Genomic DNA, 20,772 nt, shown 5'->3' on the forward strand with positions numbered 1-20,772 from the left:
TACGGACGACTGGTTGCCTTACTGCGGCCTGTGTGATAGAATATGACTTTTTCTATCGCAACGGCAAAGGGCACCAACTGCCTCGACAATATCAATCATGCGCTTGGAGAGCATCGTTCCATCATTACGTCCGTGAATTTGTTCATGCACACGAAAATCAACGTGGACGGCAGCGTTTCCGAAAGCAGATGCAACAGCGGAAAATGCTCCCCTGTGAAAATAATGATTGATTAAGGAAGCGTTCTTATCCTCATTCAAAAAACAGGAAACGCGCTGCGGTCCATGGCAATTCCCGCCAGATTCGCAAGGCGCATAAGTCCTATTACCGCAATGGTTACTACGCTTTCTCCATGTATAAAGTCTGTCGCGCTGGCATCGAAAAGGATATTTCCCTGAGCCGGAAACTCCTCATCTCCTTCCCAAAACAGAAAACGCACCGGGATGCATTCAAAGGCTTTCAGCTCGTAGCCTGTGTCTGACCAGGGAAGCCTGGTTCCGCCCAGCTTCTCGCATGCTTCTGCCAGCTCTTTCGTATGGCAGACAAACATTCTGGAAAACGGTTCGATGATTCCCTTCCGAAAAGCCCCTGCAAATGGCGCGGTATCCTTCAGCTTGTCGAACTTTACCCATTCATTTTTATAGTGTGCCAGCGGAGACACGTACCCGAAAAGAGTGTAGACATTTAACCTTTCGTAGCAGGTCAGCGGCTCCTGATCCTCCAAGGCCTCAATTGTCCCGTCTTCCTTATGAACACCCAGCTTTCTCCCAAAATGACGGATAAGCAGCCAGTCTCCTTCCTCTTCTAATTCCGGAAGCTTCTTTTTCAGTTCCTCCTGGTTAAGCTTCAGGAATTTTTTTCTCCACTCTTCGCACCATTTTTCATAATTATTGTTTTCTTCCAGATTGATTTCCCCAAACATCCTTCTTTCCTCCTGTCTCTCCCGCTTTTTTCATTTCCATGTTCATATATGACATTAAATCTGTCAGGGGCAGCTTCGCCGGACATACATGCTCGCAGGCATGGAACTCATCACAGCATTCATAAAAGTGCTTCCTGTATTCCTCCAAAATCTGTTCCTTTTTCGCAGAGCTTTTCCCCACTGTCACAATTCTTGCAGCCGGTACCAAAGCCGCCATTCCAAAAAAATCTCTCCCATCTGTGTAGCTTGTACATATTTCCAGACAGCATCCGCACTGCAGACACCTGGAAGCAGTAAATGCCTTTTCCTGGTCTTCCGGCGCAGCAGTCTGCTTCTGTTCTGTCCACACCTTCATTTCCTTCAAATGCTCAAAGAGCACCCTTCTGTCTGCCACCAGATCTTCTATCACCGGAAATTTCTGCAGTGGCATCAGTTCGATCGTATCCTTATGATCTTTCAGCTTCTCTTCGCAGGCTAAGGCAGGGAACCCGTCAATCAGCATCGCGCAGGCTCCGCACTTTCCCTGAAGGCAATTGCACTCCCATTGTACAGGCGCAGCCGCTTTTCCTTCCCTGTCCAGAAGAGGATTTCTCTGGTTCAGTTCTGATAACGCCTGAGCTGCCGTAACATTCTCCTGTTCGGACTCATAGAGGAAGGTCTGCCAGAAAGATTCCTTCTCACCTTTTCGCTGTCGAAGTATTTTTATAGTTTTCCTCATACATTTCCTGCCTCTTTGTCAGCCGGAATATCCCTGAATCGAATCCTTACCTGCTTTCCATCAAAGTATGCGGCTGTACTCTTTTGAAATTCCGGCCTTGCATCCGGATAATCCGAACGGATATGAGCGCCCCGGCTCTCCCTCCGCTCCAGTGCAGACATCACCATTGCGGAGACCAGCAGGATTCGGTTTCTTTCTTCCGGAGCCAGATGTTCCCTCTTCCACATTTTTTCAAGCTCTCTGACTGCTTTCTGAAGCTCCGTTTCTTCTCTGACAGTCCCCATGCAGCCGGACAGAATCTCCTCTGTCCTTCTCCTGAGAGCCCCGTCCTCTCTCTGCGTTTCAAAGTTTTTCTCCGGAATATTCCCCTTTTCCTGAAAACCGCATGCCGCGGCACGGTATTTTTCCAATTCTTCGACAGCAGTCCGGGCTGCCACTTTCCCGCCATACAGGGCTCCCAGCATGGAGTTGCCTCCCAGCCGGTTTGCTCCATGATATTGGCAGGCACATTCTCCGACGGCATACAGAAAGTTTTTATTGGCGCGGTGCCGTTCATCAACCAGAATCCCGCCCATGAAATAGTGGACAGCCGGCTCTATCGGAACTGGAGTCTTTTCCGGGTTTATGTTCAAAAATTTCCCGCATTCTTCCTTTATTCCCTCCAGCCGTTTCTGCCATGCAACTTCAGGAATTTCTCTCATATCCAGATACACCGGCGGCCTGCAGTCCGGCCTGGAACACACCTCGTACATCTTTCTTACAGCCAGGTTGCGGGACACCAGATTTCCTTCCGGTCCGCAGAGTTCCTCAAGGAAATACCAGGGGACCCCGTTCCTCTCTATGTATAGCCGCCCTCCTTCACTCCTGGCTGCTTCACTAATCAGCAGATTTTTCCCCGAAACCGGAACCATGGTGGGATGGTACTGAATAAACTCCAGATTCCCAAACTCCACTCCCTGGCTGAAGACCGCTGCCGCGGCGCTTCCACCATTCCCCGGACTGCGTTAGGATCTGACAGTCCTGCCCCGGCCTGGACCGTATCTGCCCAGTGGGGCAATACATCCTCTGTTTTCCCGGACAGCTCTCCGTTAATGCCGCCTTCTGCCAGTACCGACTGTGAACGCTCTGGCGGCAGTTCAGATACCAGAACAGAAGACTGTCCCTGCTCTGCTGCGGCAAGAGCCGCAGCCAGTCCGGCCAGCCCGGAGCCGATAATGATCAGTTTTTCCTTCATCCCGTCTCTCCCATCCGCTCTTTCGCCAGCCTGTGAAGAATTTCTGCCAGGTCTCCGTCCAGACCGCAGGATTTTTCCCGGATTTCTCCGGGAATATAGATTTCTCCCAGATTCACGGTCACGTATCTGGCTTCAGGCTCTGCCGCCGCCAGCCGCATCAGGGGAGCCTTGATCAGCTGGTTTCTCCAGCCGATGCCAAGCTCCAGAATCACCAGCCTTTTCCCATGATACTGTTTCAGAAAAGCCTCCAGCCGTTCCTGGCTTTCAGTCTCCGGAATAAAGTTTTCAAATTCCATGTGAACCTGCATGGGACCGCCGCAGGCCGGACAGCGGGGGACCAGCCCGGACGGAACTCTTCCCCCCTGCTCTGCCGCCGCCATATTCTCCGCCAGCTCTCCCCAGGGGTAAACCCGGTCATGGCACCGGGCAGCGCACTGCATGGTCAGCCAGTTTCCTTCCACCTCATAAATCTTTTCCGGCGCAAAGCCGCACAGCTCAAAATGGCACTCTCCGTTGGAAGTAACTACAAAATAGTCTTTGTCCCCTATCACCGTTTTCAGATCTGACATTACCTGCGTCTCCTGGTATTTTCCGCAGTAATGGTGTACCAGGCGGCTCCAGAAGCCCCATTTTTCTTCTTCCGTGGGCCACCGGGCTCCCATGCCCTGAAGAATACAGCGAAGCCCGTATTTTCGTTTCAGATCCCCAAACAGTTCCTCGAACACCTGATTATCAGCGAAAAGATGCAGGCCTTCTGTGATAGACAGTCCGTTGCTGGCTCCAATCAGAACCGCATCCGCGCCATCTATCCATTTCCATACCTTTTTAATGTCCTCATACATGTCCGACCTTTTTTCTGCTGCTTTCAACATGTTCTTCCTCCATTCCTTATGCCCGCTTTTTTCCCGCATTTTTCACCGGTACAGACTCTGCCGCGTCTTTCAGCACCCTGGCAATATCTCCCATGATCACCATACCTCTGTCCTCTATCTCCTTTGGCAGAAAATCATACCGGTCGTTCACAGCAATATACCGGGCCTTTGGCAGATTCAGAGTCAGATTCCAGAAGGGTTCCTGAATGAACATCGGAGTCATGCGCCCCACGCCAAGCTCCAGAAACAGTATCTTTTTGTCCCGGTTCTTCTGGATATATTCTGAAATCTTCTGATATTCCCCGTCATACTTTTTGCCCTGGAGAAAGTTCCCGTACCCACGCACCCAGGGAAATGCCTCCGCTCCGCAATGGGGACATCTGGGAATCAGCTCTGTGGGAACGAAGGTCCCTTCCCCCATAGCCTGGATCATCTCTTCTACCGGCTTTACCGCGTCCCAGGTGTCGTCCTCACAACACCGGGAGCACTGAAAAAACCTGTGATCTCCCTGGATCTCACTGACCTTCTCCTCCGGATACAGCTTTACGAACTGGGTGTCCTGGTTGGTCGTCAGGATGTGAAAGTCCTTTCCCTGGAGGAGCCTGTCCAAATCCAGATAGGGTTCCCTTACCGGGGCCTTCTGAGTGGTATTCAAAAAAGTGGCGATATAACCCCAGCGTTCCTCGCGCGCCGCAAAGGAGAACTGCATACCGGCAAAGGCTCCTTCAAATCCATACTTTTTTGCAAATTTTCCAAAATATTTCTGAAAAGACGGCGTATTTCCATAGTAAAAATCTCCACCGCCCGCTGCGGAGAGACCGGAAGCTCCCCCTACTACCACGCAGTCCGCCTCTTCCAGCTCCTGCAGCAGAGCCTCTATCTGCTTTTCGTAAGTCAGCGCTTTTTTATCCGCAAGCTCATAGGGTGTCTTTCCTGCGGCATATACTCCATAATATCTGGAATAGTTCAGCTGTGTCTGCATTACAAGATTTTCATAAAAGCTCATAGTTTTCTCGCGTCCTCTCTTTCCGGTATTGCTGTAAATATTATTTTAACATCATCAGTCTATCATCCCCTTGCACATCTGTCAATATGCTGTTATAATTAAATTAACATTAAATTTTATCAGCAGTCACCAAAGGAGGCCAGCTTTCATGAAATATTCCACAAAGGTCAGCGACGCCGTTCATATCCTGGCCTTTATCGTCTTGAATCCCAGGGGCTCTCTGTCCAGCGACAGCATTGCAGAAAGCCTGCATACCAATCCAGGATGCGTCCGCCAGCTCATGTCCGCCCTGCGCAGGGCCGGGCTTCTGCTCAGTGTCAAAGGGCATCCAAAGCCGTCTTTGAGCAAAGTTCCCTCTGCCATCACCCTGCTGGACGTCTATAAAGCCGTAGAGGGCGAGAAGCCCCTGCTCCATCTGGATACCCACACCAACCCGGAATGCGGCGTAGGCATCCATATTCAGCTGTCGCTTCGGGACTATTTCGATCAGGTGCAGAGGACCGCGGAAGAAGAGATGGAAAAGATAACGCTTCAGGAAATTCTGGAGCGGTATCAGGAAAAGCTATTGCATTCAGACGGACATACCGGCTGAATAGGCGATACTGCCATTTACTTTAATCAGAAAGGAGAGTGCGGGATGAAAGTAGGAATTATCCGCTGTATGCAGACTGAAGATTATTGTCCGGGGACCACGGATTTCATGGCAATCCGCAATAAAACCGGCGCTTTTGAACAAGTAAAAGAAGAGATTGAACTGATTGGATTTATCAACTGCGGTGGATGTCCCGGAAAAAAGGTTCCCTTGCGTGTACGAGAGCTGATCAAAAGGGGAGCAGATACTATCGCTTTCGCCTCTTGTATTCAAAAGGGCACACCCATAGGCTATCCCTGTCCCTTTGCGAAACGTATAAAAGAGCTTGCGGAAAAAAATGCTGGAGCTTCTGTTCAGATTTTGGAGTATACTCATTAACAGTGTTTTGCAGGAATATTGCTCAAAAGGAGAAAGGGGCCGCTTAGATTCTGCAATAATATTCAGACACCATTTGACCGACGGACACGCGCAAGTCAAATGGTGTTTTATCTGCATGAAATTCCATGTTGTGTCCTGCGTGTAATTCGCGCATTGACCCAAGATGAGCTGGCCGAGCAGTCTGACGTATCGGCAGATGGAGGGAGATCATAAAAAAGCCGTTCTGAACACCTGTCTGCTCCCTGTGTCCAAAACGGCCTCTTCTTCGAAAGGAATATGTATTCCTTAATTCTTTTTTCTTATAACTGCAGCAACAACTGCTGCGACTGCCACCACAATGGCAGCTGCGACTACTTTAAGCACTTTTGTCTCCTCCTTTCCCTTCGTCTTTGTGCGGGCCCTCTGGCCAGTGGTATCAGGCACAGCAGAACAACCAGGCCGGCATGGCTTTTTCTATCTACCTGCGCTTTTCCATCCGGCCTCAGGTACGGAAGAACTCCCTCCTTTTCCTGTTATGATTCTCCCGAGGCCCTTCTGCACCCGCCGCAGGCAGCACAGCCGCCGTGAGACTCCTCCCAGAGCCTGTCTGCCACCGGCGCCCATTTCGCAGCCACATCCACGCATTTGTCGGAAAACTCCTTTGCAGTCTCCAGATTCTGATAGTCCGTGCTCCTGGCATGGCTCTTTTCCACGATCTCCGTCAGCCTTCCCGGATTGTCCAGTACCGGACAGGGGCGAAGCATGTTCTCATTCCAGGGCTGGTTGTCGTGATAGCCCATGAACAGCGGAGAGCGGTAAGCCTCCAGAAGAGTCTTCTCCCTGATATTGGAATCGGAATAGTGAATGAAAGCGCAGGGCTCGATATCTCCATTTGCGTTAATGTGGCAGTAGCTCCGTCCTCCTGCGATGCAGCCGCCCACATACTCTCCATCGTTCCAGAAGTCTACAGTAAACAGCGGCTTCGTCTGGCAGTACTCCCGGATCTTGTGGTACATCATCTCACGCTGCTCAGCTGTCGCCATCAGCTCCGGCACCGCGGCCTTGCCTACCGGCATGTAAGTGAAGAACCAGGCGAATTTCGCGCCCATATCGATCATCTGATCAAAATACGCTTCGCTTCCGATTACCTCTGCATTGGCCGAGGTGTAACAGCAGGAAATTCCAAAGGGCAGCTTCTTCTCCCTCAGGATATTCATGGCGCGGATAATCTTCTGATAGGTTCCGTTTCCTCTTCTGGAATCTGTAGCCTCCTCAAACCCCTCGATGCTGATGGCAGGCACGAAGTTCTGCACTCGGAGCATCTCCTCCGCAAAGGCCTCGTCAATCAGCGTTCCGTTCGTAAACGTGGAAAATACACAGTCCGGATGATCCTCGCAGAGACGGATGATGTCTTTCTTTCTCACCATCGGCTCACCGCCGGTAAAGAGATACACATATGTACCCATTTCGACGCCCTGGTTTACGATGTCGTCCATCTCCTCATAAGCCAGATTCATATGATTTCCATATTCCGCCGCCCAGCAGCCGGTGCATTTCAGATTGCAGGCGCTGGTGGGATCGAGAAGAATCGCCCAGGGGATATTGCAGTTATATTTCTTTTTGTATTCATTCTGTCTCTGATATCCGAGCAGGCAGCCATTGAGAATGAAGTTTTCAAACAGACGGTTCCGCACGCCCGGATCGATATCCGTCCACAGGCTTATGACGAGCTGGCGCCAGTTGTTGTCCTTGTCCATCACTGCCTTGCGAATGGCTTCCCGCTGAGCCTTCAAGGTGTCCTTCCGGTCGAATCTGTCAAACCAGTCCAGAAGCTTTGGAAGATTCTTCTCCGGGTCCTTGTCCATATAAGAGAGTATTTGTTTTACTGCAAATGCGCTTACGTTTTCTTTTAATGTCATTATTTTTCCTTTCCCTTTTGTAGTTTATATTTTTATCCCTGCTGTTTTTAGTCTCTGATTGTCCTCCTTTATGTTTGATGATGATACAGGGATTTTACCGCCGTATTTTTTTATTTATGTTCCAGTTTTGTTTGAAAATTATTAAGATATGAATTTGTGCCCTTTTCTCACAGATCTCATAAAATTCATCAAACTGTATCTCTATCGGCGGCAGTCCATGACGGAGCTTGATTCAGGCTTGCTTTTCTTAATGCTGACACTTCCCAATAATCCTCCAAATGACTGAGCTGCTGGATAGGCGCCCCCCCAAGTTCACTCTTGTGTTGTACTATTGGATATGTTAGAATAAGGTCAGATTTTAAAATTTGTTTTTATTTTATGGGAAGGAGGTGACAGGATGCCAAGGGTAGCTTATTCTGAGGAAGATAGAGAGCGCATTAGAATGGAACTTGTTGCAGTTGGTCTTGAACTGATGGCAAAACAGGGCATACAGCATACTACTGTGGAGCAAATATATAAAAAAGTTGGTATCTCACGAACTTTCTTTTACTCTTTCTTTGCAACGAAAGAAGATTTGATCGTTGAAACGCTGTACCTGCAGCAGCCTAAAATTATTGAACAGGCGCAAAGACTGATGGCCGATCCTGCTTTAAGCTGGCGTGATGCCGTGAAACAATTTCTCTATGCCTGCTGTTACGGAGAGAAAAATGGTATCGCTGTTTTAACGATTGAAGAACAGCAGCTTATTTTCAAACGTTTGTCAAAGGAAAGCTATCAACTGTTCCGTCAAAAGCAGCGCCGCCTTTTTGGAGAAATTTTAGAAAGCTTTGGCATAAAGGCAGACACGGCAAGAATCAATTTATTTACGAATTTGAGTCTGACAGCGATGGTTGTACGCAGAGCAATCCCTGATACGTTACCTCTGTTTGTTCCCGAAGCTGCCGATGAAACAGTTGACTTTCAAATAAACGCCATTGTAGATGCCCTGGAGAAATTAAAAGCAGTGCCTGCCGTTTGAGTGATTGGAATGAGATAATCCGTCCGAATATCATGTTTCGGCCATATATTCAGACGGATTGTATTTTAGCCAGAATAAAAACAAATTTTGATTTTTGCTCTTATTTTAAGAAATAAAACCCGGAATAAACCGCAAAGAAGAGCATGCGCTGAAAGTATTTGATTTTTCTAATGAACATTCAAACATTTAGGAGGAAAAAAGATTATGGGATTTTTCAGCAAGTTATTTAAGGAGCCTGAAATTGACATGGAAAAGAGCAATGCAAACTCAAAGAAAATGCGCGCTCTATTTAACCAGGTGGTAGAAAACGGAGACAATTACAGACTGATTTTCGGATATACCGAAGATGTGAGCCGTTTTAACTATGGCTTTGTTCATGGAAGTAAAACCAAAATTGGCAATCTGATTGTCGGCTGGAACGAAAACAGCCAGACGATTGTGGTTGTTCCCACAGTACCCGATCTTTCCGGCTGCGGTGATCCGACTTACTATCGCCGCTCTGAAATTCTGAAAGCCTATCGGAATAAATACCCTACCGATGCTTTCATTATTTACCCGGATAAAAAAGGATACATTGGCATCAATGCCTACGACTGGCTGGAAGATGAAAAGCTGTATGTTTATGTATCACAGGAAGATGAATTGGCCGCTTTTACTGACTTCTTTATAAACCGTTTTGCAACAAAGTGAGGTAAAAGATGCCTATTGGAGAAATCGGAGCGTTCCTGCTGTTTCTTGTGATCGTGTTTATAATCGGCAATTTATGGTTTCATTTTGTAGAAGCAATCCTGCGGCAGATTAAAAAGCCGTTTACACGTCACAAAAAACCTCCGGCATGGCATCCGCTCCCCCCGGACAGGGAGGATTGAAAATGTTAGATATAGACGAGATTTTGAAACAGGCACGGCAGGCAAAAGAGCAGGCGCTCGCTTCTGTGAAAGAAACTATGGAAAAGAACGAGGAACGGATCAGTAAAATCCAGGTTTCCAGCTCTGAAAAGGACACAGCTGCATCTGCCGATGAAGTAGAAGAACAGATTGCCGCTAATACTCAGCGTCAAGTAGAAATTCTCGGACAGATATTTGGACCGGACAGTATGGCTCAAATGGCTGCGAATGAGGAATTGCTGCAAAAGATGGTAAATGATAAAGCCGCCGAAGCGGCTTCAGCTGCTGCCGGAGGCCTAATGGAGCAGCTTTTCGGAGAAGATATGGGGATTCTTGCGGCGGCTCTGGAAACGCTGGAAATGGAAGATGCGGATGATGAAGAAGAACGCTCATTTGATCTGGAACTGGAAGAAAACCTTTATATTACATTGGAAGAGGCTATGGCCCGGATTGAGGCCATGCCCGAACCAGAACCGCTCCCCTATCAAAAAGAGGATGGAAAATGGAAACGCTTTGGCATCCTGCTGTCTGGTATCTTATCGACCCTCAACAGCCACGATTTGGATGACATGGATGTGGAGGAGCATATTCCTGTTATGGAACAGAAAATCGTGTCTCTTGTGCGCCGCTCATGGGGAATCGATGGCCGGAGCGATCTGCTGGATATGATCCGCTATCTGGCTCAAGAGGGATATATCCTGCGGTACCAGCTTTATAGTGAGGCGTCTTCACCGGAGGAACTGATGGACGAAACTATGGACGAAGATGACCGTGAGTCCGTTTGCCGGGCATGGAGGTTTGCGCAGCGGTATAAGGCTCAATATGCCCCCGGTTTTATGGCTGGATGGGATATTGGCCGGGCAGCGATGCTGACACGCTGGGGATGCTATTTAGGCTGGATCACGGAAAGCGAGGCTGTTGGTATTCTGTGGGATCTCTCCCAAAAAGTTGTCGAGGAGCTGCACAGCTGGCGCGAATTTGCTCAATCTTATCTTTTTGGCGGCCTGATGTGGAAATTGCTGTGCGGTGACAGCTCCGCAGGAAGTTACCTGGGTTATCTTGCAGACGCCGCCACAGACCTGTTGACCGGAAAAGCGGAGCAGGATAGCGGACAATGGCGCGACTGCCCCTGGCCTGCACAGAGAAAAATTGGCTTCACATTATAAATCTTTTTGAATATTTGCTGCTATTCACCAGCCGCTAATTGTTTTTTCATATCTCTATGTTGACATCGGTGTACAAGGGGCAATGCGCCCTTGGTACACCGACACCAGCAAAAAATTCCCGTCTCATTTCACTTGACAACACCTCACCGCTCTTTCCCGTCTGAACAATCCTTTTCCCAAGTACATCCGCCTTGGAAACGGTCTTGAAGGCGCCTTCATGGTAAGCCTGTACAGTAAACTCTCCGATTTCTTTATTGATGAGAGACATAGAGCTTCCTTCTTTATGCTTTATTAGTTAGTTTAATCTAACAAATATTGTTTATACTAGACTTTTTTTAATTTTTCAAGAAGATACGCCCTTTATCTTGAGCGGCCAGCCAGCCCGGCCGGCTTCGCTAAATCAACCTTTTACCAATCATCAACGCCCATTTGCAAATAGAATGTCAAGTCACCAGTTGTCATTCTGCTGAAGCTATCGATGGCACTGGATTTTTGTCACATTAAAGTGTATAATTGTTATTTATAAGGAAATGTTTACATTTGCAGAAATGTACATTTTTATGACAGGGGGGACGAGCCTATGGAGAGAAAGATGACGTTAAACGGCTTTTGAATTACTTTAAATATAGCGTTTGAATAACAGCAGATGTGAGTTTCATGGCTAAAATTATGAAAGAGTGGAGTAAGGACAGTTTTTCGATAGCAGTAGAAGCCTAAATTATTGAACAAATGAAATACGGAAAAGGGGGAATTGAAATGACAGAATACTCTTCACTGGAGGCACAGGCAGCGCAGCACACTCGGCAGGTGACAGAGCTGGCCGGGAAATATTTGTCTGAGCACTCTGAAGAAGCAGCAGAGGCACTGGAGTCTTTATACAGTAAAACAATGGAATATTATCAGCAGCATTGCAATGCCTATGAGGGCGTTTTAGCTACGCATGCGCACATATTGGCACTGTGGAATGTCAATGAGTACTTCTGCCCCAGCGAAGCCTACGTCTATGCCCGTGCATCGGAACAAGCATTTCGGGAATATTTAAATTCTGAGGCTGTGCGCAGAGATCCGGCCCAGCAGCAGACAGCAATGACCTTTCTGCAAAATGTCTGGCTGATTTGCGCATATTGCGACTATTCAAATGACGAATTATGGGGAGCATGGGAGTGGCTGAAGAAAATTCCCGCCGAGCGGGCAAGCGTGACAGATCTTGCATTGACAGCAACCGTTCTTTTACGGCTGACTATGGAGAAGGGGATAAACGAATTTTACACAGCATTTACTTCCTTCCAAATGATGGATGAACGATTCACAAAGCCGCCGCTGCAACTGTTTGAAGAAGATATCATCCGCACGGCCTATGGTTTTTATTATATGTATTACACCCACGATGTGCGTGATTCGCAAGGAAACATCCCCTATGATCCCAGCCGGGCCGTCGCCATTTTGACCCGGTCCTATCCCCTGTTCACAGATTCTCAACAGAAAGAATTCATGCAGAAGAATATTGACTCAGCCATGAAAAAATTGCTGAACGGGAGAGAGTAGGCAAGAACGGTATATCTACCTTGCCTCAACCGGCTATGTGGTGGAAGATGAAGGCTGTCGAAAGCTCAAGGCCAGCTAGCGGCTGCCTTTATCTTCCACACAAGTCCACTCGCATAGTTTCATTCTTTTTCCAAACAAAGTACCAAATGGATACCATTCACTCATGCCATTTCATTTTCTTTGCTCTCAGATTCTTACAGTGTATTTGCGGACGCCTCTTGACGCCAGCTCATCTGTATCTATCTCTGATTCTTGTCAAGAGCTTCTCAATGACTGTACTGCCGCTTTTCTGTTAGGTTTCCTTCTCCCATATACGAGGTTTGTCCTGAAACATATCTATATTTTTACTCCTCATATCCTATCTCTTCCGCCATTTTCCAAGCCAAAATCTACTTTTTCCTTCCGGTTTTTCTTTCACCTCTTTCTCCGGCTGCAGATGTCTTACCGGTTCTCTCTTTGCAGGCGGTTCCAGATAACGTTTTATGCCTACCTTATATACACGGAAGGGTCCAATATAATTTCCGTCCAGATCCAGCAGGGCATATAACACAATTTCTTCATCCGAAGTCATACCGAAGCCGTCTTCATCCGCCCAGTACATTCCGTCCGGCTGAACCTGCCATCGAATGATATAGCTGTGCTCGTCAAACCTCCCAAATTCTGTCCGGTAGCGGATCACAGGCTCCAGGCAGCCCTCTTCAGTAAGATGCGACGTCCATTCTTTCTCCTTCACGATCCCCGGGAAACCGACAAATCGTCCCGTCTTATCCGTAATCGCTTTTTGCCGGCCAGTCCGGTCGCTGGTAAAGATAATTTCCGGATTCTCCCTCAAACCATAGCTGTAAGAATGTGAAAAACCCATAAGCTCCCTCCTCTCTGTCAGTCTTCAGCAGCAGGAGCGTCCTCGGCTACCGCCCCGGACTTTTCCAGTTCTTCCAGAACACAATCGTATACGCGCCGGTCCACGCAGGAAAACACCACTTCCAGCCGCTGATCCGGATTAGCCTTCAGCCATCTCTGCACTGTTCTCACGGCAATTTCCGCCGCTTCTTTTTTCGGAAAATGGTAAATTCCTGTAGAGACAGCCGGAAAGGCAATAGAACGAATCCCATGCTCCTTCGCCAGCTCCAGACAGTTTTTGTAGCAGACAGCCAGCAATCCCTCATCGTCCCGCCCATAGACAGGGCCCACCGTATGGATGACATATCTGGCCGGAAGCCTGTAGCCTCCGGTGAGCTTCGCCTGTCCCGTATCGCAGCCGCCCAGCGTCCTGCACTCCTCCAGCAGCCCCGGTCCTGCCGCCCTGTGAATCGCACCGTCCACGCCGCCTCCGCCCAGCAGGGTCTTGTTGGCGGCGTTTACAATGCAGTCCACCTCCAGACGGGTGATATCTTCATTTGTAAGCAGAATTCCCTTTACCGGTCCGAACCTTTTGATTTCCTCTGCAGCAGTTCTCATGAGTCTCCTCCTCTTTCCTTTACATCTTTCTCGAGCTCCCTCTTCCATTCTGCACCGACCGCCGATCCTCCGGGCGCGTTCCGCAAGCTGGAAACTGCTCCTCCGACTGCCCCGAAGCTTCTGGCAATTCCCTTGCTGTCATTGACATAAGACGACGCCCTGTCTGCCCCGATGCCAAAGCGCCGGGCTTCCTTCACCGCGTCCATATTTGCTCCCAGAAACAGGAATTCCCAGTCCCGCTCTGCCTTCAGGCGCTCTATCAGTCCTTTTACCTTGTCATAGCTGTATTCCCTGCTGGAATTTTCATAACCGTCTGTAATGATGACCACGATCACTTTTCCGGCCTTCTGATCCTCTGTAAGCGCTTTCTGTACGGCAGCTATCCGGTTCACCGTATCTCCGATGGCATCCAGAAGAGCCGTCATGCCGCCGACCCTGTATTCACGGTCCGTCAGCGCCCTTACTTCTTCAATCGGCACTCTGTCATGAAGCAGGCTGATATCGCTGCTGAACAGCACCGTAGTCACATTGGCGCTGCCTGGCTCTTTCTTCTGCTTTTCCAGCATGCTGTTGTAGCCGCCGACAGTATCCGCCTCCAGTCCCTGCATGGAACCGCTCTTATCCAGAATAAATACAAGCTCTGTCAAATCTTTTCTCATTTTTCTTTCCCTCCCTGCGTTCTGTGATTATACTCTGCTCAGCCAGACTTCCGGTTTCCTGCTCTTCCGGTTTTCTTCTCTTCCTGTCTGCTGATGAAATAAGCTTAACACGTAAAAAGCCTGATGCGGATATCCTGGTATTTTTAAGCTGCAGGAAGGAAGTTTTCCGAAAATATCTCTGGTATGCTCTAAAGCATCTTCCATTTTATCAGTCCATTTTTCTTCATGACTGATGGAGGCATTGGCTCTGCTTTTCGGAAAAAGAGACCTTTTGTTTTCTTCTCTCCGGTATGATAGCTGATCACACATATGGAATATATCAAACCACCATTCTTTCTGACGCCTGCTGCACAGAGAGTCTCTTTGCCAGCGCCTGCATGCTGATACAGCTTTACCGACAGAATATCCCGCCATTCTCTGGTCAGTTCTTTCAAAATACCTGTGCCTTCCACTCTTCCATCCTTCCGCAGCCCAAGCATCTGGCCTCCTCCCGGGCTGACTGCAATCGATGAAATTTCTTTCCACAGACACAGCTCCCTCTCAACCTCAGCTGTTCTCCAGCCGGCTATAACCACAGTTCCATTTCTGCGGATACCCGCCACCGTATGCTGGGTACAGAATATCTTTTCTATATTTCTCCAGTATGCTGTCTGTGCAATAAGTTTCTGAATGAGCTCCCTGTCCGCGAAACGCCCGCCTGACGGTATGATTTTTACTGTTCCGTCTTCCAGAATGGCCGCCGCCATGCTGAGACTGGCATCTATTGACCGCACTTTTTCATGTGCAAGGGTATTTTCGTGTTTCCATCCCTCTCCGTTATCATTCAGAAGCACACAGGAGCTGTCTTTTCTCCATCCAATCAGCCAGTTATTCTTATAATCAAGGTCTGTGATTCCTTCCCACTGACTGAGCATATTCCAGAGTCCTCTGTCTTTCTGCTGCTGACTCAGATTTCCGAGACTGTCCTTCTCATAATATTTCACTGTCACCACAGTACCGTCTTTTCTGAGGCCAAACGGCCGCGCCAGCACCTCTGCTCCATAATCATAATTCACTACCTTCACAATGTCTGACCAGAGTTCCTGGCCTCTGAGCTGAAACCTTCCGGCCCGGCTGCGCGCTGCAATTTCTTTGACTGCCTTCGGGACGGCTTCTCCTGAAACGCTGCTGCACATATGATACCTGTCCCGGTTATCTGCCAATATCTGAGTATCTTCCGCAATCTCAGATCCGTTCATTTTCAGCTCTGCCTTCTGCAGTATTCCCTTTGCGTCCACAGCCACAATCTGAATACCGCTTCTTCCGGCCCGGCGGCTTTCATAAATATCAAACCGCTTCCCCAGCTCTTCTGAATCCGGCCCGGCTTTCGCAGAAAAAATATCTTTCCCATCTGAGCCATCCTTTACTGATGAAGTGTTTTTTTCATCCAATCCGGCCTTTACTGATGAAACGCTTTTTCCATCCGGCTTCAGTTCTGCTGATAAGGGCGTATACACCAGGCCCAGCGCCACCGTCTCCTGGGGCCTCGTCACAGGAATCACCCGCTCTGGATTCTCTGCAATCTTCGGAAGCAGCTCCCCGCAGATCTCAGGCATCCTCCCTGTCAGCATCTCCTTTACAAAATACCACTGGCTGTGGCCGCCGGTCAGGAGCACCAGCTCGATGTCCCGGGCGGCGGCGCCGGCCGCATTGACGCATCCGTTCACCAGCTCCGGAAACTTTTTCAGATATTCTGCCGCGTTTTCTTCAAAAACACTGCGCGTCAGTCCATAGGGCTCCATCTCCAGATCCAGAAGTTCTGTGATCAAATCCAGATCGGCAAAGCCCTCCACCCGCTCGTTTCGGGCCAGGGCCGGCGAAACGACCATCTCCTTCCAGGTCTTGAACTTGTCGAAACCGCACCGCTTCAGAACCATGCCGGCCATGTTCTCCGGCAGCTTTTCCCGGATATAATCCTGCAGAAGCATTTCCACCTCCTGGCCGCCGAACAGGATATCACCGCTTACGGGCCATGTGGACAGAATCTCCGTCTCTGCCCGTTCCCCTGGCGTGTAGCGGCAGAGCACCAGATCGGTCGTACCCGCTCCCATATCAATCAAAAGAACCGTACAGGATTTTCCATCTTTCAAATATCCCCTTTTCTGCAGGTAATCCTGGCTCTGAAGCGTCACCGCATGGATCGCCGCCTGTGCCTCGTCCATCCCCTCTACCCTGGGAAAACCCGCCTTTTCCGCCGCTTCCACCATAAACCTTTTTGTATCCGCACTCCATTTGACCGGATAGCTGATCAGAGTACGCTCCTGATCGTCCGCGTCTCCCAGATGACCGCCCTCGCTCTGAGCTCTGTAGACTGCCGCAAGATAAACCAGGAATTCCTGCGTCAGTTCCCGGGCTTCCTGTCTCCTTTTCTCATCCGGGCTCTCCAGATCTGTCTTGAAGCCGTGAAACAATATAGCCTTTTTCTTCGCCACCTGCGCGTCATAACCATAATATGCAGTGTCCCCGGTCCGCTGAATCAGCGTAGGCACAGTCGGGTATGTCCCGTTGAAAATGACGGAATTCGTATCCAGAACACTTCCGCCTTCCACAGGCATCCCGTCTTTGTACCGTTTTACGCGCACGACAGAGGTGCTTGTTCCAAAATCAATTCCTATGATACGTTCTGCCGCCATTTTCTTTCACTCGCTTTCTGATATTTCTTTTTCCCCTGATTCCCCTGAAGCTGCGCGGACGGCCGTTCCTGTCAGCCTGTGTTATCCCTGTTTCCTGTTCTGCCGCAGGTACTTCTGAAGCTCCTCAATGAACCGCAGGGCGTTCCCGGGCTCCCCGGTCTTTGTATGGCAGAGAGTGAGAGGGCCGATGCCGATTCCAAACTCCCCGATGTCAAAGGGCCGGAAACCGCTGTCTGCAAAAATCTCCCAGGAAATGAATTCCATGCCCCCGTATCTTCTGCTGTAGACTCCGCTTTCCGCGAAAGCATAGCCGTATTTACAGGTTCCCAGAAGCGTCGTGTCGCAGGCCAGATAAACCTTTTCGCCTGCTGAAATCCCCAGATATTCCCGCAGCAGGGTCATATTCTTCACTGCGAAATCACCCCGGCCGGGATGCACAAAATCCTGTCCTGCCGTGAATTTCTCCGCCAGCTCTGACAGGCTGAAAGAGCTGGCTGCAGGCTCCGGCAGACTGGAAGAGCTGCCTGCAGACTCCGGCAGAACCACCGGACTGGCTGCAGACTTCGAAGCACCTCCGAAGCCCTCCGCATCCATAACATACACATTCTCTGTGATGTCCTCCGCGTCTGCCAGGCCGGCCGGAGAGCCTGAAAAGGAAGCCATCGGCGCGTAGACAAGGCCCAGCGCCACCGTCTCCTGGGGCCTCGTCACAGAGAGAATGCGGTTCGGGTCCTCTGTGATCTGAGGCAGAAGGCTGCCGCAGACCGCGGGCAGCCTGCCGGTCAGAATCTCTTTTACAAAATACCATTGGCTGTGGCCGCCGGTCAGAATCACCAGCTCGATGTCCGCGTCCTTTACGCCGGACGCGGCGATGCAGCCCCGGATGAGAGCAGGAAATTTTTTCAGGTAGGCTTCTGCCTTCTCCTCGAAGGTCTGCCGGGTCAGATGCCAGGGTTCCATCTCCACGTCATAGAGCTCTGCGATCATATCCAGATCCGGGAAATTTTCTACCGTATCATTTCTTAAAAGTCCCGGCGACACGGTGTTTTCCTTCCAGGCCTTGAACTTGTCTGCGCTGCATTTTGAGAGGATCTTTTCTGCCATGTCCTCAGGCAGCTTTGTTCTGGCGTAATCCCGCAGAAGCTCGTCGGCCTCGCGGCCTCCGAAAAGCACATTTCCTCCCACAGGCCAGGAAACAAGCGTCTCTGTCACGGGACTGTCTCCGGGCATATACCGGCACAGGGCCAGGTCCGTCGTCCCCGCGCCCATATCAATGAGAAGAACGGTGCAGGGCCGTCCCTCCCTCAGATAGCCTTCTTTTTTCAGATAGCTTTCGCTCTGCAGAGTCACGGCATGGATGGCGGCCTGGGCCTCATCCATGCCCTCTACATTGGGAAAGCCCGCCTGGCCGGCCGCCTCCAGCATGAACTTTTTCGTCCCGCTGCCCCATTTTACCGGATAGCTGATGATCGTCCGTTCCCGGTCGTCCGCCTCTCCCAGATGGCCGCCCTCGCTCTGGCTTTTATATACCCCCGCCAGATATTTCAGGAATTCCTGCGTCAGTTCCCGGGCCTTCTGCCGCTTTTCCGGGTCCGGGCTTTCCAGATCCACCTTAAAGCTGTGATACAGGACAGCTCCCCTTTTGGCTGTCTGCGCATCGCAGCCAAAATAGGCGTTCTCTCCCAGCCTCTGTATCAGAGTCGGAACCATGGGAATCCCGTTATTGAATACGACGGCCTCTGCCACCAGCCGTTCCTGGCTTACGGGTTCCCCGCCGCGGTACCGTTTCACCCGGATCACCGAGGTGCTTGTGCCGAAATCGACCCCAATCACACGCTCCGCCGCCATAACACCATCCCCTCTCTGTCAGTTATTCTGTGCTTTCAGCTCCCGCAGCCGTTCCAGCGCTCTTCCGTACCAGGCGTCCGAGATCGGAAGGGTCTCTCCGCCTGACAGCCGCACCAGATGAGCCCCCTTGTCCAGGGTCTCCACATAGCGGCTGTTTACAATATAGCTTTTATGTATCCGCACAAACCGCCCGTCCAGCTGGGGCTCCAGCGGCGATAACCGGGAAAAGAGCCGCAGCCCTTCCCCGGAAGCCGTATGAATCTCCACATATTTCAGATCGCTCTGCAGATACCGGATATGGGAAAGGGGAATGCAGTACATCCCCTTTCTCCCTTCGTAGAAAAAGATGTCCTCCGCGCCGGAGAGCTCCTCCAGAATCCTGTCCAGGATTTTCTGCAGCTCTTCCTTTCCTCTGTCGTCCTTTCGGAGGAAGAAGGCCGCTGGGCGGGTGGGAAGAAGCGGCTCCAGAGCGCAGGGCTCCCAGCGGTAGTAGGCAATCCTGCATTCCGGATTGAGGCGGTACAGCAGCTCTCCTGCCCTGCGCCCTGCGTCCCGGTCTAGGGAAATCAGCGCAAAGCTGATTCTTTTCGCGTACTTTTCCAGCTTCTGCTCCGTCACCTCCTGGGTAAACCAGAGCAGATTCAGCTCCCGGTTCTCCCGGATCAGATACTCCACCGTCCATTCCCGGAGAAGATCTCTCACTCTTTCATCCGTCTCAAAAACTGCCGCGCAGATCATGCTTCCGTTCCTCCGTACAGGCCCGTAAGACCCAGCTTTTCCACTGTCTCCCGGTATGTCTTCTGGTATTTGTCTACGCTCATATCAGAGACCCGGCCGTCCTGCTCCTGGAAGGACAGAACTCTGTCGCAGGCGGCGTACAGCTCTTTCATCAGCTCTGCGCCCCGTTCTGTAAGCCACGCAGCCTCCACGCTGCAGACCGGCTCTGTGATATCGATTTTCCGCTCGAACATCAGATTGCGGAAGCAGACCAGCCTCTTAAAGGGATATACAAAGCTCAATTCAAACTGCTGGGGATAATAAATTACCTTACCGTCCTGATATTCCTCCCTGTGGGGTTTAAAGCTCATGCAGAGCCGTCCTGCCTTTTTCTCCAGACAGGGAAGCCCCAGCAGCATCTGCATGGGCAGCTCCGTCCGGATTACGGGATGGTTCATCAGTTCCTTTACAATATTTTCTGAATTCATCATAGCTTACTCCTTATCTGCGGACACTGTATAATTTCCGCTGGTGCTCCAGGCTGTCATAAAGGTACTCAGATCATGGCGGATTCCCTGCCCGTTCTCCACCCCCGGATCATTCAGAATGATCTGAATGTTGTCCGGATCTGTGCCGTCGATTCCGATGACCTGTACGGCATGATTGGCCGACATGCCCGGAAGGTTCGCCATGGCCGGATTGGCCAGAACCATATTGTTTACCCCTACGATCACCTTTTCTCCATTATCCAGCATTTCGGCCAGCTCCGCAAGGGTAACCCCATTCTGCCGTTCTACCTCCAGTCCCAGCTCCTCCAGAATGTTGCCTACATCCGCTACGGGCGTTCCCGTGGCCGGATCGTACCAGCCCCGCTCCGTGGCCAGCTGAATCAGCTCCTGCTCGGAGAACTCCCGGTCCAGCAGCTGCTCCGCCACGAACTCCTGGCAGGCCACCGCACAGGAATTCTGCTCTGTCTGGTGATGCCAGTTCTCCATGTCCTTCTCCGGATCGCCGGAAATATCATCTCCCTCAAAAAAATCCTTAAAACTTTCCATCAGGCCGCCCAGCTCCTGCTGCATCTCCCCGATGTTCTCCATCAGCACGCCTTCTTCCAGCTCCTGCTGTCCTTCCGCCTGCTCCATGGCCTCCGCCATATCGTCATCCCAAATCTCCAGTGACATTGC

General features: G+C 50.4%; 22 protein-coding genes. 6 read left to right on the forward strand and 16 right to left on the reverse strand.

Annotation, left to right across the window (positions count from 1 at the left end):
* Nucleotides 1–254: 254 nt before the first annotated feature.
* From B5E77_RS06460 to B5E77_RS06485, 6 genes are read right to left on the reverse strand one after another with little or no spacing between them, the layout of a single operon-like run.
* Nucleotides 255–920, reverse strand: a complete 666-nt coding sequence (locus tag B5E77_RS06460) for a DUF3786 domain-containing protein (RefSeq protein ID WP_087164555.1) — start codon at nucleotides 918–920, stop codon at nucleotides 255–257.
* Nucleotides 886–1,638: a 2Fe-2S iron-sulfur cluster-binding protein gene (locus B5E77_RS06465; protein WP_087164556.1), complete on the reverse strand. Its 753-nt coding sequence runs from the start codon at nucleotides 1,636–1,638 to the stop codon at nucleotides 886–888. The genes B5E77_RS06460 and B5E77_RS06465 overlap by 35 nt, the downstream gene beginning before the upstream one ends.
* The gene (locus B5E77_RS06470; protein WP_087164557.1) at nucleotides 1,635–2,591 is read right to left on the reverse strand and encodes an FAD-binding protein; all 957 of its coding nucleotides are present in this window, start codon (nucleotides 2,589–2,591) and stop codon (nucleotides 1,635–1,637) included. The genes B5E77_RS06465 and B5E77_RS06470 overlap by 4 nt, the downstream gene beginning before the upstream one ends.
* The gene (locus B5E77_RS06475; protein WP_087164558.1) at nucleotides 2,519–2,872 is read right to left on the reverse strand and encodes an FAD-binding protein; all 354 of its coding nucleotides are present in this window, start codon (nucleotides 2,870–2,872) and stop codon (nucleotides 2,519–2,521) included. The genes B5E77_RS06470 and B5E77_RS06475 overlap by 73 nt, the downstream gene beginning before the upstream one ends.
* Nucleotides 2,869–3,744 carry an NAD-dependent protein deacetylase, SIR2 family gene (locus B5E77_RS06480; protein ID WP_242963642.1) on the reverse strand — a complete coding sequence of 292 codons (876 nt, stop codon included), beginning with the start codon at nucleotides 3,742–3,744 and terminating at the stop codon, nucleotides 2,869–2,871. The genes B5E77_RS06475 and B5E77_RS06480 overlap by 4 nt, the downstream gene beginning before the upstream one ends.
* 16 nt (nucleotides 3,745–3,760) lie before the next feature.
* A complete protein-coding gene (locus B5E77_RS06485; protein WP_087164559.1) occupies nucleotides 3,761–4,750 on the reverse strand; it encodes an NAD-dependent protein deacetylase in 990 nt (329 codons plus the stop codon).
* A 148-nt stretch (nucleotides 4,751–4,898) separates the two neighbouring features.
* On the opposite strand from B5E77_RS06485, the gene B5E77_RS06490 reads away from it, so the two are divergent.
* Nucleotides 4,899–5,342 (forward strand): Rrf2 family transcriptional regulator, encoded by a 444-nt coding sequence (locus B5E77_RS06490; RefSeq protein ID WP_087164560.1) that lies wholly within the window; start codon nucleotides 4,899–4,901, stop codon nucleotides 5,340–5,342.
* Between the two features lie 45 nt (nucleotides 5,343–5,387).
* The gene (locus B5E77_RS06495) at nucleotides 5,388–5,720 is read left to right on the forward strand and encodes a CGGC domain-containing protein (protein ID WP_087164561.1); all 333 of its coding nucleotides are present in this window, start codon (nucleotides 5,388–5,390) and stop codon (nucleotides 5,718–5,720) included.
* A 512-nt stretch (nucleotides 5,721–6,232) separates the two neighbouring features.
* Here the strand turns inward: B5E77_RS06495 and B5E77_RS06500 are convergent.
* Nucleotides 6,233–7,618 carry a radical SAM protein gene (locus B5E77_RS06500; protein ID WP_087164562.1) on the reverse strand — a complete coding sequence of 462 codons (1,386 nt, stop codon included), beginning with the start codon at nucleotides 7,616–7,618 and terminating at the stop codon, nucleotides 6,233–6,235.
* A gap of 397 nt (nucleotides 7,619–8,015) precedes the next feature.
* On the opposite strand from B5E77_RS06500, the gene B5E77_RS06505 reads away from it, so the two are divergent.
* From B5E77_RS06505 to B5E77_RS06515, 3 genes are all read left to right on the forward strand, one after another.
* Nucleotides 8,016–8,636, forward strand: a complete 621-nt coding sequence (locus B5E77_RS06505) for a TetR/AcrR family transcriptional regulator (protein ID WP_087164563.1) — start codon at nucleotides 8,016–8,018, stop codon at nucleotides 8,634–8,636.
* A 204-nt stretch (nucleotides 8,637–8,840) separates the two neighbouring features.
* Nucleotides 8,841–9,326: a hypothetical protein gene (locus tag B5E77_RS06510; protein WP_087164564.1), complete on the forward strand. Its 486-nt coding sequence runs from the start codon at nucleotides 8,841–8,843 to the stop codon at nucleotides 9,324–9,326.
* Nucleotides 9,327–9,507: 181 nt separating this feature from the next.
* Nucleotides 9,508–10,689 (forward strand): DUF1266 domain-containing protein, encoded by a 1,182-nt coding sequence (locus B5E77_RS06515; RefSeq protein WP_162609661.1) that lies wholly within the window; start codon nucleotides 9,508–9,510, stop codon nucleotides 10,687–10,689.
* 46 nt (nucleotides 10,690–10,735) lie between these two features.
* Here B5E77_RS06515 and B5E77_RS17775 read toward each other — a convergent pair whose 3' ends face one another.
* Nucleotides 10,736–10,957: a hypothetical protein gene (locus tag B5E77_RS17775; protein ID WP_087164566.1), complete on the reverse strand. Its 222-nt coding sequence runs from the start codon at nucleotides 10,955–10,957 to the stop codon at nucleotides 10,736–10,738.
* Nucleotides 10,958–11,445: 488 nt separating this feature from the next.
* Here B5E77_RS17775 and B5E77_RS06525 point away from each other — a divergent pair, with 488 nt between their 5' ends.
* Complete coding sequence (locus B5E77_RS06525; RefSeq protein WP_087164567.1) at nucleotides 11,446–12,234, forward strand: hypothetical protein; 789 nt, start codon at nucleotides 11,446–11,448, stop codon at nucleotides 12,232–12,234.
* 358 nt (nucleotides 12,235–12,592) lie between these two features.
* On the opposite strand, the gene B5E77_RS06530 is transcribed toward B5E77_RS06525, so the two are convergent.
* The 8 genes from B5E77_RS06530 to B5E77_RS06565 all read right to left on the reverse strand — a co-directional run bounded on the left by B5E77_RS06530 (nucleotide 12,593) and on the right by B5E77_RS06565 (nucleotide 20,769).
* Nucleotides 12,593–13,096 (reverse strand): hypothetical protein, encoded by a 504-nt coding sequence (locus B5E77_RS06530; protein WP_087164568.1) that lies wholly within the window; start codon nucleotides 13,094–13,096, stop codon nucleotides 12,593–12,595.
* A 17-nt stretch (nucleotides 13,097–13,113) separates the two neighbouring features.
* Complete coding sequence (locus B5E77_RS06535; protein WP_087164569.1) at nucleotides 13,114–13,692, reverse strand: O-acetyl-ADP-ribose deacetylase; 579 nt, start codon at nucleotides 13,690–13,692, stop codon at nucleotides 13,114–13,116.
* Nucleotides 13,689–14,351 (reverse strand): vWA domain-containing protein, encoded by a 663-nt coding sequence (locus tag B5E77_RS06540; protein ID WP_087164570.1) that lies wholly within the window; start codon nucleotides 14,349–14,351, stop codon nucleotides 13,689–13,691. Before B5E77_RS06540 ends, B5E77_RS06535 begins: the two co-directional genes overlap by 4 nt.
* 188 nt (nucleotides 14,352–14,539) lie before the next feature.
* The gene (locus tag B5E77_RS06545) at nucleotides 14,540–17,023 is read right to left on the reverse strand and encodes an Hsp70 family protein (protein ID WP_087164571.1); all 2,484 of its coding nucleotides are present in this window, start codon (nucleotides 17,021–17,023) and stop codon (nucleotides 14,540–14,542) included.
* A gap of 81 nt (nucleotides 17,024–17,104) precedes the next feature.
* Nucleotides 17,105–18,871, reverse strand: a complete 1,767-nt coding sequence (locus tag B5E77_RS06550; protein WP_087164572.1) for an Hsp70 family protein — start codon at nucleotides 18,869–18,871, stop codon at nucleotides 17,105–17,107.
* Nucleotides 18,872–18,889: 18 nt separating this feature from the next.
* Nucleotides 18,890–19,609 carry a LytR/AlgR family response regulator transcription factor gene (locus tag B5E77_RS06555; protein WP_087164573.1) on the reverse strand — a complete coding sequence of 240 codons (720 nt, stop codon included), beginning with the start codon at nucleotides 19,607–19,609 and terminating at the stop codon, nucleotides 18,890–18,892.
* The gene (locus B5E77_RS06560; protein ID WP_140393093.1) at nucleotides 19,606–20,079 is read right to left on the reverse strand and encodes a hypothetical protein; all 474 of its coding nucleotides are present in this window, start codon (nucleotides 20,077–20,079) and stop codon (nucleotides 19,606–19,608) included. The genes B5E77_RS06555 and B5E77_RS06560 overlap by 4 nt, the downstream gene beginning before the upstream one ends.
* Nucleotides 20,080–20,082: 3 nt before the next feature.
* The gene (locus B5E77_RS06565) at nucleotides 20,083–20,769 is read right to left on the reverse strand and encodes a C39 family peptidase (RefSeq protein ID WP_087164575.1); all 687 of its coding nucleotides are present in this window, start codon (nucleotides 20,767–20,769) and stop codon (nucleotides 20,083–20,085) included.
* Between the last annotated feature and the right edge of the window lie 3 nt (nucleotides 20,770–20,772).

Source organism: Lachnoclostridium sp. An131 (assembly GCF_002160825.1).
In the GTDB taxonomy this organism is placed as follows: domain Bacteria; phylum Bacillota; class Clostridia; order Lachnospirales; family Lachnospiraceae; genus Laedolimicola.

What these genes read in the sequence shown, in the direction of transcription:
- B5E77_RS06465 (WP_087164556.1), bottom strand. Translation starts at nt 1,638, where the DNA reads ATGAGGAAAACTATAAAAATACTTCGACAGCGAAAAGGTGAGAAGGAA.
- B5E77_RS06485 (WP_087164559.1), bottom strand. Translation starts at nt 4,750, where the DNA reads ATGAGCTTTTATGAAAATCTTGTAATGCAGACACAGCTGAACTATTCC.
- B5E77_RS06525 (WP_087164567.1), top strand. Translation starts at nt 11,446, where the DNA reads ATGACAGAATACTCTTCACTGGAGGCACAGGCAGCGCAGCACACTCGG.
- B5E77_RS06545 (WP_087164571.1), bottom strand. Translation starts at nt 17,023, where the DNA reads ATGGCGGCAGAACGTATCATAGGAATTGATTTTGGAACAAGCACCTCT.
- B5E77_RS17775 (WP_087164566.1), bottom strand. Translation starts at nt 10,957, where the DNA reads ATGTCTCTCATCAATAAAGAAATCGGAGAGTTTACTGTACAGGCTTAC.
- B5E77_RS06550 (WP_087164572.1), bottom strand. Translation starts at nt 18,871, where the DNA reads ATGGCGGCGGAGCGTGTGATTGGGGTCGATTTCGGCACAAGCACCTCG.
- B5E77_RS06515 (WP_162609661.1), top strand. Translation starts at nt 9,508, where the DNA reads ATGTTAGATATAGACGAGATTTTGAAACAGGCACGGCAGGCAAAAGAG.
- B5E77_RS06460 (WP_087164555.1), bottom strand. Translation starts at nt 920, where the DNA reads ATGTTTGGGGAAATCAATCTGGAAGAAAACAATAATTATGAAAAATGG.
- B5E77_RS06490 (WP_087164560.1), top strand. Translation starts at nt 4,899, where the DNA reads ATGAAATATTCCACAAAGGTCAGCGACGCCGTTCATATCCTGGCCTTT.
- B5E77_RS06495 (WP_087164561.1), top strand. Translation starts at nt 5,388, where the DNA reads ATGAAAGTAGGAATTATCCGCTGTATGCAGACTGAAGATTATTGTCCG.
- B5E77_RS06510 (WP_087164564.1), top strand. Translation starts at nt 8,841, where the DNA reads ATGGGATTTTTCAGCAAGTTATTTAAGGAGCCTGAAATTGACATGGAA.
- B5E77_RS06500 (WP_087164562.1), bottom strand. Translation starts at nt 7,618, where the DNA reads ATGACATTAAAAGAAAACGTAAGCGCATTTGCAGTAAAACAAATACTC.
- B5E77_RS06535 (WP_087164569.1), bottom strand. Translation starts at nt 13,692, where the DNA reads ATGAGAACTGCTGCAGAGGAAATCAAAAGGTTCGGACCGGTAAAGGGA.
- B5E77_RS06540 (WP_087164570.1), bottom strand. Translation starts at nt 14,351, where the DNA reads ATGAGAAAAGATTTGACAGAGCTTGTATTTATTCTGGATAAGAGCGGT.
- B5E77_RS06475 (WP_087164558.1), bottom strand. Translation starts at nt 2,872, where the DNA reads ATGAAGGAAAAACTGATCATTATCGGCTCCGGGCTGGCCGGACTGGCT.
- B5E77_RS06530 (WP_087164568.1), bottom strand. Translation starts at nt 13,096, where the DNA reads ATGGGTTTTTCACATTCTTACAGCTATGGTTTGAGGGAGAATCCGGAA.
- B5E77_RS06555 (WP_087164573.1), bottom strand. Translation starts at nt 19,609, where the DNA reads ATGATCTGCGCGGCAGTTTTTGAGACGGATGAAAGAGTGAGAGATCTT.
- B5E77_RS06480 (WP_242963642.1), bottom strand. Translation starts at nt 3,744, where the DNA reads ATGTTGAAAGCAGCAGAAAAAAGGTCGGACATGTATGAGGACATTAAA.
- B5E77_RS06565 (WP_087164575.1), bottom strand. Translation starts at nt 20,769, where the DNA reads ATGTCACTGGAGATTTGGGATGACGATATGGCGGAGGCCATGGAGCAG.
- B5E77_RS06560 (WP_140393093.1), bottom strand. Translation starts at nt 20,079, where the DNA reads ATGATGAATTCAGAAAATATTGTAAAGGAACTGATGAACCATCCCGTA.
- B5E77_RS06505 (WP_087164563.1), top strand. Translation starts at nt 8,016, where the DNA reads ATGCCAAGGGTAGCTTATTCTGAGGAAGATAGAGAGCGCATTAGAATG.